This is a genomic window from Rhodococcus sp. NPDC058521 (assembly GCF_042719695.1).
GTDB lineage: Bacteria > Actinomycetota > Actinomycetes > Mycobacteriales > Mycobacteriaceae > Rhodococcus_F.
Genome location: NZ_JBHXNL010000006.1, coordinates 210377 through 224372, shown reverse-complemented (window position 1 = coordinate 224372; position 13996 = coordinate 210377). Strand labels below are relative to the sequence as shown.

The window sequence follows — 13996 nt, the reverse complement described above, 5'->3', positions numbered from 1 at the left end:
GTACCCCGCTGACCGGCCGTCACCGTGCGCTGTGCGACCAAGGGTCCGTCCGAATCTCGCAAACTCGAACCGTGAGGCCCGCTGCTTCGCCGAACGCGCCGTCGAGCACGCCTTTCGCCTGGCCGCACCACGGAAACTCGCTCGCCCAGTGTGCAACGTCGATCAGGGCCGGGCCGCCTGCCCGCATGTGCTCGTCGGCCGGGTGATGGCGCAGATCGGCAGTGACGTACGCGTCCACACGCAATGTCCCGACCCGGTCGAGGAAGGAGTCGCCGGCGCCGCCGCACACGGCCACGGTCGAGACCATCCGGTCGGGATCACCTGCGGCGCGGACGCCCCAGGTCGTTGTCGGCAGTGCGCGTGCCACGCGTTCGGTGAAGTCACGCAACGAGACCGGCTCCTCGAGTACCCCTACCCGACCGAGCCCACGCGAGCTGGGCAGTGCCGCGATCTCGAAGAGGTCGAACGCCGGCTCCTCGTACGGGTGGGCGGCACGCAGCGCAGCGAGAATCGCAGACCGCGAGCGCCTCGATGCGACGACTTCCACACGATCCTCGGGAAGTTGCTCGAGTTCCCCCACCGTGCCGATGGCCGGGTTGGCCTCGCCCACTGGTAGGAATTGCCCGAACCCACCGGTCGACCAACTGCACTGCTCGTAGTTCCCGACACGGCCCGCACCCGCAGCGAACAACGCGGATCGGACGTGCGCGGCGTCATCGCGGGGCACCATCACCGCCCACTTGTCCAGCGGTTCGTCGGATTTCGGATCGATAGGACCGGTGACCTCGAGTCCGAGCGCCGCGGCCAACGCATCGGACACACCGGGATCCGCAGAGTCGGCGTTGGTGTGCGCGGTGAACAACGCACAGCCCGCCCGCACGAGCTTGTGAATCAGCGCACCCTTCGGCGTGTGCGCCCCGACCGTATCCACACCGCGCAGCAACAGGGGGTGGTGGGTGACGAGCAGCTCGGCTCCCCATTCGATCGCCTCGTCGACGACCTCGGCGGTGGGGTCGACCGCGAACAGGACCTTCGTCACCGGATCTGCCGGATCGCCACAGACGAGACCCACCGAATCCCAGGACTCGGCGAGCGCCGGCGGATACGCATGTTCGAGTTCGGCGATGACGTCCGACACTCGCAGCACTCGGTGTTCGGTCACAGAATCTCCTTCAACGCGTCGACCAGCATGTCGGTTTCGGTGGGTTCCCGGACCGCCACCCGCAGGTGGTCCGAGGACAGGCCGGGGAACGTATCGCCGCGCCGGACGGCGATTCCGCGGCTGCGCAACTCATCCCGCACTGCGTTCCCGTCCGGCACGTTCAGCAAGAGGAATGGCGCTGCAGCGGGGGTGTGAACACTGACGCCGATCGAGTCGAAACGCTCGATCATGGATCTCCGGAGAACGCCGATCCTGTCGGCCTTTTCGCGTGCCAGATCGACCGCGAACGTCTCGCAGCACGCCGTTATCGCCTCGACCTGAAGGCTTCCCAGGGGCCAGTGCGCCCGCCCACGTCGCAATCGTGCCAGCACGTCGGGGTGGCCGAGCGCATACCCGCACCGCAATCCTGCGAGCGCCCAGGTCTTGGTCAGACTGCGCAGGACCACGACATCGCGGAGGGATTCACCGGCCAGCGACTCCACTTCTTCGGGGATCGCATCCGCGAATGCCTCGTCGACCACGACAATTCGTCCTGGACGCCGGAGCCGGTGGATGTCCTCCGCCGAATGCAGAACCGAGGTGGGATTGGTCGGATTGCCGACCACCACCAGATCCGCAGTGTCGGGAATCTCCACGTCCAACCGGTACGGGTGTCCCAGAATCACGCGGACGATCGGGACGCCCGCCTCCCGCAGCATCCATTCCGGTTCCGTGAACGACGGATGGATCAGGGCCGCCAGGCTCGGTTCGAGGCGGGGCAGCATCGCGAATCCCTCGGCGCCGCCGGAAAGCAGGAGCACTTCTTCGGGCGACCTGCCGTGCCGAGCGGCAACGGTCTCTCGTGCGCGCAGGTTTGCTGCAACCGATGGGTACGACCCGAGACCATCCAACGACGACACCAGGCGGCGCTTCAACCACTCCGGCGGTCTCGTCCCCTGCACGTTGACTGCGAAGTCCAGAAGCCCCGGACCGGTTTCGGCATCGCCGTGATGACGCAATGCTTCCACGTCGGCTGCTTCGGTCTTCACAACCACCGAGCCTACGACGCCCGCACATCCGTCGTTCACGGCGCGGCCGATGCCCACCGGTCACTCGCCGCGAGGTGTAGGACAATACGGGAGTGTCTGTTGAACCCGCCTCCACCGCGACCCGCATCGTCCTCTTCGATCTCGACGGAACCATCACCGATTCGGCCCCGGGCATCCACGAAGGGTTCCGACGTGCACTGGCGGCGGTCGGGATGCCCGAACCCACCGAGAAAATGCTCGATCGGGTCGTCGGGCCACCGATGGTCGACACGTTCCGATCGTTCGGCCTCCACGATGCGACGGTGGACCGCGCGATAGCCGCGTACTTCGGGTACTACGACGCTTCGGGCTGGATGGAGAACACCGTATTCGACGGCATCGGGGGTCTTCTCGCGGAGATCGACCGATCATCGACACGCCTCGCCGTGGCGACATCGAAGAACGAGACGATCGCCGTGCGCATCCTCGAGCATTTCGGTCTCGCCGATCACTTCGAGTTCATCGGCGGTGCCAGCGAAGACGGCACGAGGCGCGCCAAATCGGATGTCATCGCACATTCACTCGCGGCGCTGGGAGTGGAGACGGCCGAAGGAGCCACCTCCGGTGTGGTGATGGTGGGCGATCGAGACCACGATGTCGACGGCGCAGCGCGCTGGGGCATTCCGACCGTGTTCGTCGAGTGGGGTTACGGCGCACCTGAGGAGTCGACGCACGCCGCATGGACTGCGGCCGACACCACCGAACTTGGCAGGATTCTCGCCGACCATGTCTGAGTCATCGACCACTCCCCTGCACGTCTCCTTCGTGTGTACCGGCAACATCTGCCGGTCGCCGATGGCGGAGAAGATCTTCGCCGAACACGTCCGCCGGGAGAACCTTCAAGACGTGGTGACCGTGAGCAGCGCGGGCACCCACGGCTATCACGTGGGCCGTGAAGCCGACATTCGCACGGACAAGGTTCTGCGCGCACATAACTACCCGACGGGCCATACCGCGGCGATGCTCGGGGACTTCCATCTGGATGCCGACCTCGTCGTCGCTCTCGCGACCGGGCACGACCGCCATCTCGCTGCGCTCGGCGTGCCGTCCGATCGCCGCCGTTTGCTCCGCAGCTTCGACGCCAACGCCGACTCGGACTCGGTCGCCGACCCGTACTACGGCGACGTCGACGACTTCGAGCGCGTCTACGACGAGATCGTCGCAGCGGTCCCGGGGATGCTCGACTGGGTACGCGAACGTCTCGGGTAGCCCCTTCGACCACCGGGAACAGCCAGGGACGAGGCTCACACCGTTGAGCCCCACGAACACGCACCCAACCACAGGACCGCTACCGTGGAGCTGTGCGAAGACTGAAGTTTCTGTTGCGTCCGGGCTGGGTCGTTCTGGCTTTGGTGGTCGCCGGCTTCGCATTTCTGTGCTTCACGGTCCTCGCACCGTGGCAGCTCGGCAAGAACACCTCCACCGAACACCGGAATCAGCAGATTGCCGATTCGGTGGACGCGGACCCCGTCGCGGTCGAGTCGCTGTTCGACGACGGCGTGGCCGAAGAGAACTCGGAATGGCGGCGAGTCAACGCAACCGGTTCCTATCTGCCCAACAGTGACGTACTCGTCCGTCTACGCGCAATCGACTCGCAACCCGCCTACGAAGTACTCACCCCGTTCCGCCTGGACGACGGCGCAACCGTCCTGGTCAATCGGGGTTACGTGCGCCCGGTCCAAGGAACCGAAGCTCCTCCGATCGACCCGGCGCCGACGGGACAACAGACGCTGGATGGCCGGATCCGAAACTCGGAGGGCACGGTTGCGGGCAAGGAGCCGTTCGAGGAGGACGGCCGGAAGCAGGTCTACTTCATCGACACAGGCCAGGTCGCGGCATTGACCGGAACCGACCTGCTCGACGCATACGTCCAGCTCGAACCCGATCAACCCGGCGGACTCGGCACCATCCCGTTGCCTCAGCTCGATGCCGGGCCCTATCTCTCGTACGGGTTGCAGTGGTTGGCCTTCGGAATCATGGCGCCCCTCGGGCTCGCCTACTTCGTCCGCGCGGAATGGCTCGAACGGCGCAAGGAGAAGGCCGCTGCGTCTTCGGCACCCAAGCCGGGCGACGACGCTGCGAGCGCTCACGGAGCCGGTGCGCCGACGACCCGTACGGAACCGTCAGCGACGGAGTCGAGCGCGGCCGATTCGGCCACCACGCTCACGGCCACGCAGGCGAAGCTCGCCGATCGCTACGGCAAGCGCCGCTGACCCGACGGCAGCCCCGACCTGCACAGCACGCGACAGTTGGACACCGCGGCGAAGATCTCGCGGCGAAGGCGGGTTGCCACGGCCGAGGACCGGCCTCATCTCGACCCCGTGGGAGTACTCGGTGCGTCCACCCAGCGAGACCCCCAGCGCTCCGGCGGCCGTCGCCTCGGCGACACCGGCGTTGGGACTCGGGTGGTTGGCAGCGTCGCGTCGCCACGCCGACACCGCGCCCGCGACGCTCCCGCCCACCGACGGCGCAACCAGCGCGGTCAGTACGCCGGTGACCCGTGCGGGCACCAGGTTCACGACGTCGTCCCAACGGGCGGCCGCCCATCCGAAGTTCGTGTACTTCGCCGACCGGTATCCGATCATCGCGTCCAAGGTATTCGTCGCCCGATATGCCAGTAGTCCGGGCACCCCACACAGTGCGCCCCAGAAGACTGCCCCGACCATCGCGTCGGACGTGTTCTCCGCGACCGATTCGAGTGCTGCTCTCGCGAGGGCGCCAATGTCCAACTCGCTCGGGTCCCGTCCGCACAGCGACGGCAGCAAACGTCGTCCGGCGGCCGTGTCCTCTCGCTCGAGCAGGACCGCCATGTCTTCGCCTGTCCGCGCCAGGGAGGTCCCACCGAGCACCGACCATGCCGCGACCGCGGTAACCAGTGCTCGGCCGCCCCACCCCGCCCGACTCGACGCGGCTTCCACGACTGCACCCGCGACCACCGTTCCACCGACGAGCACGACCACGTGCACGAACCCGGCCGCTTTCGCATCGCGGTACGTCTTGGTTTCGACGCTCGACGCGAGCGTCCCGAACCCGGCAACGGGATGGAATCGGCGTGGATCGCCCAGCATGCGGTCGGCGACGAAACCGACCAGCAGACCAGCTGCGCGGGCTCCACTCTCACTGCTCCAGAACACCCCGTAGTTCTACCGTGTCCGCCGCACGAGCATCCCGCGCAGGTGGGTGCGTTCTACCGAACAGCACCCACCTGCGCGGGACAACGGGATGACTCAGGGCAGCGGCACCCAGCTGCCGAAGATCCAGAATCCGTGGCCCTGCGGGGCCGGCCGTTGGTGATTCTGCTGAGGCGCAGGCTGCTGATGCTGATGCTGATGCTGCTGTTCCTGTTGCTGCTGTGCAGGGGCGGGGGCGTGATCGACCGGTGAGGCATTGGCTACGCCCGCCCCTATGCCGAGCGCTGCAAGAGCGACTCCACCGGTGGCAACGGACTTCGTGACGATCGACTTCATGGATTCCTCCTGTGATGAGCGTCGGCGCTTTCCCGACACCGACCACAGTGGTCACCGTCGCTGGCACCGGGCTTGGCCCAACCTGTCAATTGCCTGGCGGGGTGGTCGATCCAATACACGCCAGGTTGTCTACTGTGACGAAAGGCGAGAAGAGGAGTCCGAAATGAGCGTCGAGACCGAAACTGGGAGCTACTTCCGACGAGTCGGCGAGCATCGTTTCGCACCGACACGTCACGTCGGCGGCGCGTGGACCACGGACGAACAACACTTCAGCCCGTTGGCCGGGCTGGTCGTCCACGAAATCGAACGGGTGCGTGAGAGCGAACAACGACCTCCCCTCACACCGAGTCGGTTCACGTTCGACATTCTCGGCCGAATAGCGCTCGAGGAGTTCGATGTTCACGTCGAGACCATCCGTCCGGGACGCACCATCGAGCTCACCCAGGCAACCGTGACCATCGCAGGACGAGTCGCCGTGACTGCTCGGGTCTGGCTACTCGACGATGGCGACACCGCCTCGGTCGCGGGTGGCGAGCCGGCCCGGCTCCCCGATCCAGAGACCGTCGACTCCTGGTCGTTGACGTCCGTGTGGCCCGGCGGGTTCATCGAGTCTCTCGACACCCGGGCCGTCGGCACGCCGCAGCCCGGACGCACCACAGCGTGGATCACCACACCCGTTTCACTCGTCGCCGACGAGGACGTCAGCATGCTCGCGTCCTACATCGCGCTCGTCGATACCGCCAACGGCATTGCCGTGCGGCAGGATCCCCAGAAGTGGATGTTTCCCAACGTCGACCTGAGCATCCACCTCCACCGCCAACCCGAGGGGCAATGGACCGGACTCGATACCACCGTCACCTTCGGCGGTGCCGGGCAAGGTTTGACCACAACCGTCCTACACGACATCCACGGACCGGTCGGCCGGGCGCATCAGATCCTCACCGTGCGACCGCAGCCCTCGTGAGAGATTGCACTCCGCGCCCTCGAAGGCGACCTGATGATCTCGAACTTGGTGGGCGCGGAGGGTTTCGAACCCCCGACCGCTGGTGTGTAAAACCAGAGCTCTACCACTGAGCTACACGCCCGAGCGTTCGGCGAATCCGCCGAACGCGCATCAGGACTCTAGCGCGGCGAGCGCCTTCTCCCAAGCTCCCTGGTCACGGGGCTCTCCGGGGCCGTTCATTTCCGAGAATCGGACGATGCCTTCCTTGTCGATCACGAACGTTCCGCGATTGGCGAAGCCGAGTTTGTCGTTGAAGACGCCGTAGGCCTGGGCAACCTCGCCGTGCGGCCAGAAGTCCGACAACAGCGGGAAGGTGTACCCCTGCTCCGCAGACCAGATCTTGTGGGTCGGTGAAGCACCGACCGAAATCGCCAGAATTGCCGTGTCGTCGTTTTCGAACTTCGGAAGTTCGTCCCGCACCTTGCACAATTCGCCCTGGCACGTGCCGGTGAACGCGAGTGGATAGAACACCAGGAGCACATTCTTCGCACCCCGGTAGTCGGAGAGCGTCACTTCCTGATTGTTCTGATCCTTGAGGGTGAAGTCCGGGGCAGTACTGCCCACGTCGAGTGGCATGTCAATCCTTGATCGGAGAAGGAACCGGTGTCGATGAGAACCGGTCAGCGCTTGTTGGCCGGCCGTGACTTCGGTTGCACCAGCCGGCTGCCCGACCACTGGCCGAGGTTGGCGGCCGAGGTCTGTGTCAGGCCGGCGGTAGGTGCAGACTCTGCGATCTCGCTGGGCTCGACGTGCCCCGGCTGCCCTGTCTTGGGGGTGAGGACCCACACGAAGCCCTCGTCCGACAAAGGACCGATGGCATCCATCAAGGCGTCCACCAGGTCACCGTCTTCGTCACGCCACCACAGCAGCACGACGTCGATCACCTCGTCGGAATCGTCTTCGAGAATTTCGCCACCGATCATGTCCTCGACCGCTGCACGCAGGTCGTCGTCGGTGTCCTCGTCCCAGCCCAGTTCCTGTACCACCATGTCGGCGGTGATTCCGAGTTTCTGAACATAGCTCTGGGCGTCCGCCGCGGCGACCACGGTGAGGTCCTCCTTTTGTCGTTGGTTCCCGGTAACCGGGCTCCGTACGGGTGAAGATCAATATGTGAAGCGAACATGCTCGACGGCTTTCGCGCAAGCCGACCACGCAGAAAACTTCCAGAAATGCACGAATTCGCAATTCGTCTCGACACTACGGCGTTGCGTGGTTCTAGGGGCATTCCGCGCCGATAGCGTCTTTGATGTCATCGCCGCGGTGGGCGAGATCGTTGAGGGCGTCCCCGGTCTGACCGCCGTCCACGGCACCAGCCAGGTCGCGATACGTGTTGGCGTAGTCGGTCAACAGACCCGCCAATTCGGGCGGCACTTTTGCCGCTTCCCCGGCCGCCACATCCGCTGCGGTGCGCAACGCGGCAGCAGCTCCCGATGCCTTCGCCTTCGCATCCGGTGCATCGGCATTCGCGGCGTCGATAAAGAGGTTGTAGGTGTCGACCGCTGCGTTCGACTCCTGGTAGAAGGCCGAACACGCCTCGTCGACGACTGCCTGTGCGTCGGCCGCAGCTCTGGACGACGATGCCGCCGCGGACGACGAAGTGACCTCGGCGGCGTATTCGGACGCCTCGGCGTCGTTCTGACGCGGGGTCCCGTCGACCGCCGTGCTGCACCCGGCAATCAGGGCGACACCGATCGCCACGGCGCCGACCGTGCTCGTCAGACCGAGGCCACGTGGTGCGTTGCCCCGCATGAATCTCCCCCTCCCGCGTCGACGGTGTGCCACCTTCCGACGGCACTGTCCGATTCAACAAGCTTCACCCGTACCAGCGCAAACTCTACTCGCGAGTAACCGAAGGGGGGCGTGCCGACCGTCACGCAATGGGGAAAGATGAGGGTTGCGCCATAGATACCGAAGACGCGACGGACCGAGCCCACCATTGCCCGGTCGCATGGAACGAACGCCGCACCAGGTGTTCAACCACAACGAGGAGCAACCTTGTCAGACCTGATTCAGGAGCCCGCTTCGCAGTCGAACCCCGCCACACCCGGTGGAGCGAAGAACGAGACCTCCGGTCGTGACGGCACCCCCGCGCCACACGGTGACCGTGTCCGCGTGATCCGAGAGGGTGTTGCGTCGTACCTGCCGGACATCGACCCGGACGAGACCCACGAGTGGCTCGAGTCGTTCGACGGTCTACTCGACCGTTCAGGGCCCACCCGGGCCCGCTATCTGATGCTGCGCATGCTCGAGCGCGCGGGCGAGAAACACGTGGCACTGCCGGCATTGACGTCCACGGATTACGTCAACACCATTCCGACGGAGAACGAGCCGTGGTTCCCCGGCGACGAAGAGGTCGAGCGCCGCTACCGAGCGTTCATCCGCTGGAACGCCGCCATCATGGTGACTCGCGCTCAGCGCCCCGGTGTCGGGGTGGGCGGCCACATCTCCACCTACGCGTCGTCCGCTGCGTTGTACGAAGTGGGTTTCAATCACTTCTTCCGCGGCAAGGACCATCCCGGCGGTGGCGACCAGATCTTCATCCAGGGTCACGCATCGCCCGGCATCTACGCGCGCGCCTTCCTGGAGGGTCGCATTCCGGCGGAACAACTCGACGGATTCCGGCAGGAACACAGTCATGCCGACGAAGGCGGCGGACTGCCGTCCTACCCCCATCCTCGGCTGCTACCCGATTTCTGGGAGTTCCCCACCGTCTCGATGGGCCTCGGCCCCATGAACGCGATCTATCAGGCGCGGTTCAACCACTATCTCCACGATCGCGGCATCAAGGACACGTCCGATCAGCACGTGTGGGCGTTCCTCGGCGACGGCGAGATGGACGAACCCGAGTCGCGCGGCCTCGCGCACGTCGCCGCGACCGAAGGCCTCGACAACCTGACGTTCGTCGTCAACTGCAACCTCCAGCGTCTCGACGGCCCGGTTCGCGGTAACGGGAAGATCATTCAGGAACTCGAATCCTTCTTCCGGGGTGCCGGCTGGAACGTCATCAAGGTCGTGTGGGGCCGCGAGTGGGATGCACTTCTGCACGCCGACCGCGACGGCGCCCTCGTCAACCTGATGAACGTCACCCCCGACGGTGATTACCAGACCTACAAGGCCAACGACGGAGCGTTCGTCCGCGACCACTTCTTCGGTCGCGATCCCCGCACGAAGAGCCTCGTGAAGGACCTTTCCGACGCGGACATCTGGAACCTCAAACGCGGCGGCCACGACTACCGCAAGATCCATGCCGCGTATGCGGCCGCAATGGCACACAAGGGTCAGCCGACGGTCATCCTCGCCAAGACGATCAAGGGATACACGCTCGGCAAGCACTTCGAGGGCCGCAATGCGACCCACCAGATGAAGAAGCTGACCCTCGAAGACCTCAAGTACTTCCGCGATCAGCAGCGCATTCCGATCTCCGACGAAGAGTTGGAGAAGAACCCGAAGATGCCGCCGTACTACCACCCGGGGCCCGATGCCCCGGAGATTCGGTACATGCTCGAACGTCGGCGCGCACTCGGCGGGTTTCTCCCGTCGCGCAACACGAAGGCATCCCCGTTGCCGCTGCCACCGGACAAGACCTACGACGTCGTGCGGAAGGGTTCCGGGAAGCAACAGGTCGCCACCACGATGGCCTTGGTGCGAGTTCTGAAGGAACTTCTTCGCGACAAGGAGATCGGCAAGCGAATCGTGCCGATCATCCCGGACGAGGCACGGACCTTCGGTATGGACTCGTGGTTCCCCTCGCTGAAGATCTACAACCGCAACGGCCAGCTCTACACCGCCGTGGACGCCGATCTGATGCTCGCCTACAAGGAGAGCGAAGTCGGGCAGATCCTGCACGAGGGCATCAACGAGGCCGGTTCCACGGCGTCGTTCACGGCGGTCGGGTCGTCGTATGCGACGCACGGCGAGCCGATGATTCCGCTGTACATCTTCTATTCGATGTTCGGTTTCCAGCGCACGGGCGACGGCTTGTGGGCTGCGGCCGATCAGATGGCGCGAGGATTCGTTCTCGGTGCGACCGCCGGCCGGACCACGCTGACAGGCGAGGGACTGCAGCACGCCGACGGGCATTCGTTGCTGCTCGCCTCCACCAACCCGGCCGCCGTTGCCTACGACCCTGCCTTCTCCTACGAGATCGCGCACATCATCAAGGACGGACTGCGCCGCATGTACGGCGGCACGGAGGGTGTCGAAGGGTTCGGCGGAGAGAACATCTTCTACTACATCACCCTGTACAACGAGCCGTACGTGCAGCCGGCCGAGCCTGAGAATCTCGACATCGAGGGGCTCCTCGAGGGCATCTATCGGTACAAGGAATCCTCCGGGTCAGGGCCGAAGGCGCAGATTCTGGTGTCCGGTGTCGCCATGCCCGAGGGACTGCGCGCACAAAAGCTTCTGGCCGACGACTGGGGTGTGCAGGCCGACGTCTGGTCCGTCACCTCGTGGGGAGAACTCCGCCGCGATGGCGTCGAGTGCGAGAAGAAGGCACTCCTGTCCGCCGGTCAGGAGACGCCGGTGCCCTACGTGACAACGGCACTGTCCGCAGCCGAAGGCCCGGTCATCGCAGCATCGGACTGGATGCGTGCCGTAGCGGACCAGATTCGGCAGTGGGTTCCCGGCGACTACACCACGCTGGGAACGGACGGATTCGGGTTCTCCGACACCCGGCCCGCCGCGCGACGGGTGTTCAACGTCGACGCCGAGTCGATCGTGGTCGCCACCCTCGTTGCCCTGGCGAAGGAGGGGTCCGTCGACTCTTCCAAGGCAGTGGAGGCCGCCCGTCGCTATCGCATCGACGACGTCCACGCCGCCGCCGTGTCCTACACGGACCCCGGCAGCGCCTGAGCTGCAGCTCGAACCGACGATCACGCCCACCGCCGTGTTGCTTCATGAGCGCACGACGGTGGGCGTAGGTTCGTGAGCATGGCCGAGCAGAGTCCGTTGGTGTCCCGCCGAAAGCAGACGCGCGATCCCTTGCCCGACGCGCTGCTCCGCCGGGTCAAGCAGTTCTCGGGACGACTGTCCACCGAGGCCGTCACGACGATGCAGGATCAGCTGCCCTTCTTCGACGACCTTGACGCCTCCCAACGCGCCAATGTGCAGTTGCTGGTGCAGACGGCCGTCGTGAACTTCCTCGAATGGCTCAAGGACCCCGAGAACGACATTCGCTTCAGCTTGGACGCCTTCCAGGTCATCCCCCAGGATCTCGCTCGGCGCCTCACTCTGAGTCAGACGGTGGACATGGTCCGAGTGGCCATGGAGTTCTTCGAACAGTGGCTGCCGGCTCTCGCCCGCAACGACGAACAGCTCGTGGCACTCACCGAGGCAGTATTGCGGTACGGCCGCGAGCTCGGGTTCGCGGCGGCATCGGTGTACGCGAGCGCGGCCGAGTCCCGTGGTGCGTGGGACACGCGCCTCGAGGCGTTGGTCGTCGATGCGGTGGTTCGTGGGGACACCGGCTCCGACATGCTCTCGAGGGCGGCGACGCTCAACTGGGATGCGACTGCCCCGGCAACCGTCATCGTCGGCACTCCCCCTCCGGACGAGCGCGTGTCGGTGGTTGGGACCATGCACACGATCGCCGAGAAGCATCAGCGCGCCGCGTTGGCCGTGGTGCAGGGGTCGCGCTTGGTGATGGTGGTCAGTGGCGAGCTCCACGAGCCTGCGGGTCGCTCACCTTTCATGATCGATCTGCTCACCAAGTTCGCAGACGAGCCGGTTGTCATCGGCCCTACGACCCCCACTCTGGGTGCGGCTCATTTCAGCGCCGTCGAGGCCCTGTCGGGTCTGCAGGCGGTGTCCGGTTGGCGGGGAGCTCCTCGACCGGTCTTCGCAGCCGAGTTGCTACCCGAACGTGCACTTCTGGGCGATTCGGCGGCCGTGGCGGCCCTCAACGATTCCCTGGTCGCGCCGCTGTCAGCGACGGGTTCGGTCCTCACGGACACTCTCGACGCATACCTGGACTGCGGCGGCGCGGTCGAGACATGTGCTCGGCAGCTGTTTGTTCATCCAAATACTGTGCGGTATCGACTCAAGCGAATCGCAGAAGTTACCGGTCGGGAACCTACGAATCCCCGTGATGCGTACGTTCTCCGGGTCGCGGCCACTGTCGGTCGTTTGACTCAATCTCATCACGAACCGACCCCTCGTTTAACAGCTGTCACACCATTCACATATGGAGAAGTCGTCTTGTAACGCCCAGAGGCTTACCGACGATGCGTGATTCCCACGTGGGAATTTGTGGAAACCCTACAAATCTGGTCGGCAGAGTTCATGGCCTACGACATCTCGCATCCCGGGTGTGACGGTGTTCTCTTGAATGGTGATTTCGTTGCTCGCCCCGGGTCAGGGCTCTCAGACGCCCGGGATGCTCAGCCCTTGGCTGGAGCTTCCCGGTACACAGGATCGACTCGAACTCTGGTCGAAGGCTGCCGGCCTCGACCTCGTTCGTCTCGGCACCACCGCAACCGCAGAGGAGATCACCGACACCGCGGTGACCCAGCCACTCGTCGTGGCAGCGGCTCTGCTCGCCTACGAAGAGATCGAGCGCCAGGGCTTGCTCCCCGACGACACGATCGCTGCCGGACACTCCGTCGGTGAACTCGCAGCTGCCGTCGTTGCCGGTGTGCTCACCGCAGACGACGCCGTCGCGCTGGCCGCGATCCGCGGAGCGGAAATGGCGAAGGCCTGTGCGGTCGAGCCAACCGGTATGTCTGCCGTGCTGGGCGGAGACGAAGCGGCCGTGCTCGGCCGCCTCGAGGAGCTCGGACTCGAGCCCGCCAACCGCAATGCTGCAGGTCAGATCGTCGCTGCAGGTCTTCTCACTACGCTCGAAGAACTCGCTGCGAACCCGCCGGAGAAGGCGCGCGTCCGCGCACTGCCGGTCGCCGGCGCATTCCATACTCGCTTCATGGCGCCGGCGCAGGAAGCTGTCACCGCCGCCGCCGCGAAGATCACCCCCTCGGAGCCCACGCGAACCCTGTTGTCCAACGCGGACGGCGCGGCGGTCGCATCCGGCGCCGATGCTCTGACTAAGCTGGCCGCGCAGGTCACCAAACCTGTGCGTTGGGACCTGTGCACCGCGACATTGCGTGACGCCCAGGTTTCCGCGATCGCGGAACTCCCCCCGGCCGGAACACTCGTCGGCATCGCCAAGCGTGAAATGCGTGGCACGCCGACGCAGGCACTCAAGACCCCCGGGGACATTCCCGCACTGGCCGAGCTGAGCAAAGTCGGTTAGTTTGCTGCGCGCACCTGCGGGTGCGCGCAGGGCCGCGAGTCCGAACCA

At 65.4% G+C, this 13996-nt stretch carries 14 protein-coding genes and 1 tRNA gene; 7 read left to right on the top strand and 8 right to left on the bottom strand.

The annotated features are described in order from the left end of the window. Nucleotides 1-19: 19 nt before the first annotated feature. Together ACFWO3_RS12555 and cobC are read right to left on the bottom strand one after the other, a co-directional pair. Entirely contained in the window at nucleotides 20-1162 is a 1143-nt protein-coding gene (locus ACFWO3_RS12555; protein WP_378577742.1) for a Nif3-like dinuclear metal center hexameric protein, read from the bottom strand. Continuing rightward, complete coding sequence (gene cobC, locus ACFWO3_RS12550; protein ID WP_378577872.1) at nucleotides 1159-2229, bottom strand: Rv2231c family pyridoxal phosphate-dependent protein CobC; 1071 nt, start codon at nucleotides 2227-2229, stop codon at nucleotides 1159-1161. The genes ACFWO3_RS12555 and cobC overlap by 4 nt, the downstream gene beginning before the upstream one ends. A gap of 53 nt (nucleotides 2230-2282) precedes the next feature. Here cobC and ACFWO3_RS12545 point away from each other — a divergent pair, with 53 nt between their 5' ends. From ACFWO3_RS12545 to ACFWO3_RS12535, 3 genes are all read left to right on the top strand, one after another. Continuing rightward, the gene (locus ACFWO3_RS12545; RefSeq protein WP_378577739.1) at nucleotides 2283-2963 is read left to right on the top strand and encodes an HAD hydrolase-like protein; all 681 of its coding nucleotides are present in this window, start codon (nucleotides 2283-2285) and stop codon (nucleotides 2961-2963) included. Then, nucleotides 2956-3438, top strand: a complete 483-nt coding sequence (locus ACFWO3_RS12540) for a low molecular weight protein-tyrosine-phosphatase (RefSeq protein WP_378577737.1) — start codon at nucleotides 2956-2958, stop codon at nucleotides 3436-3438. The genes ACFWO3_RS12545 and ACFWO3_RS12540 overlap by 8 nt, the downstream gene beginning before the upstream one ends. Before the next feature lie 92 nt (nucleotides 3439-3530). Beyond that, on the top strand, nucleotides 3531-4442 hold the full coding sequence (locus ACFWO3_RS12535; protein WP_378577735.1) for an SURF1 family protein: 912 nt from the start codon (nucleotides 3531-3533) through the stop codon (nucleotides 4440-4442). Here the strand turns inward: ACFWO3_RS12535 and ACFWO3_RS12530 are convergent. Both ACFWO3_RS12530 and ACFWO3_RS12525 read right to left on the bottom strand, forming a co-directional pair. Next, nucleotides 4353-5363, bottom strand: coding sequence for a cobalamin biosynthesis protein (locus ACFWO3_RS12530; RefSeq protein WP_378577733.1), 1011 nt, complete (start codon nucleotides 5361-5363; stop codon nucleotides 4353-4355). The genes ACFWO3_RS12535 and ACFWO3_RS12530 overlap by 90 nt on opposite strands. 93 nt (nucleotides 5364-5456) lie before the next feature. Next, the gene (locus tag ACFWO3_RS12525; protein WP_378577731.1) at nucleotides 5457-5696 is read right to left on the bottom strand and encodes a hypothetical protein; all 240 of its coding nucleotides are present in this window, start codon (nucleotides 5694-5696) and stop codon (nucleotides 5457-5459) included. A gap of 163 nt (nucleotides 5697-5859) precedes the next feature. Between ACFWO3_RS12525 and ACFWO3_RS12520 the strand changes: the two genes are divergently transcribed. Next, nucleotides 5860-6660: a thioesterase family protein gene (locus ACFWO3_RS12520; protein ID WP_378577729.1), complete on the top strand. Its 801-nt coding sequence runs from the start codon at nucleotides 5860-5862 to the stop codon at nucleotides 6658-6660. 46 nt (nucleotides 6661-6706) lie between these two features. Here ACFWO3_RS12520 and ACFWO3_RS12515 read toward each other — a convergent pair. The 4 genes from ACFWO3_RS12515 to ACFWO3_RS12500 all read right to left on the bottom strand — a co-directional run bounded on the left by ACFWO3_RS12515 (nucleotide 6707) and on the right by ACFWO3_RS12500 (nucleotide 8448). Further along, a tRNA-Val gene (locus ACFWO3_RS12515) sits at nucleotides 6707-6781 on the bottom strand. 29 nt (nucleotides 6782-6810) lie between these two features. Beyond that, on the bottom strand, nucleotides 6811-7275 hold the full coding sequence (locus ACFWO3_RS12510) for a peroxiredoxin (protein WP_378577727.1): 465 nt from the start codon (nucleotides 7273-7275) through the stop codon (nucleotides 6811-6813). A 44-nt stretch (nucleotides 7276-7319) separates the two neighbouring features. Beyond that, entirely contained in the window at nucleotides 7320-7745 is a 426-nt protein-coding gene (locus ACFWO3_RS12505) for a DUF3052 domain-containing protein (RefSeq protein ID WP_378577725.1), read from the bottom strand. A 169-nt stretch (nucleotides 7746-7914) separates the two neighbouring features. Continuing rightward, nucleotides 7915-8448 (bottom strand): hypothetical protein, encoded by a 534-nt coding sequence (locus ACFWO3_RS12500; protein WP_378577723.1) that lies wholly within the window; start codon nucleotides 8446-8448, stop codon nucleotides 7915-7917. Between the two features lie 363 nt (nucleotides 8449-8811). Between ACFWO3_RS12500 and aceE the strand changes: the two genes are divergently transcribed. The 3 genes from aceE to ACFWO3_RS12485 all read left to right on the top strand — a co-directional run bounded on the left by aceE (nucleotide 8812) and on the right by ACFWO3_RS12485 (nucleotide 13948). After that, nucleotides 8812-11553, top strand: a complete 2742-nt coding sequence (gene aceE / locus ACFWO3_RS12495; protein ID WP_378577870.1) for a pyruvate dehydrogenase (acetyl-transferring), homodimeric type — start codon at nucleotides 8812-8814, stop codon at nucleotides 11551-11553. Nucleotides 11554-11631: 78 nt separating this feature from the next. Continuing rightward, a complete protein-coding gene (locus ACFWO3_RS12490) occupies nucleotides 11632-12903 on the top strand; it encodes a PucR family transcriptional regulator (protein ID WP_378577721.1) in 1272 nt (423 codons plus the stop codon). Nucleotides 12904-13030: 127 nt separating this feature from the next. Beyond that, the gene (locus tag ACFWO3_RS12485; protein WP_378577868.1) at nucleotides 13031-13948 is read left to right on the top strand and encodes an ACP S-malonyltransferase; all 918 of its coding nucleotides are present in this window, start codon (nucleotides 13031-13033) and stop codon (nucleotides 13946-13948) included. Nucleotides 13949-13996 lie beyond the last annotated feature (48 nt).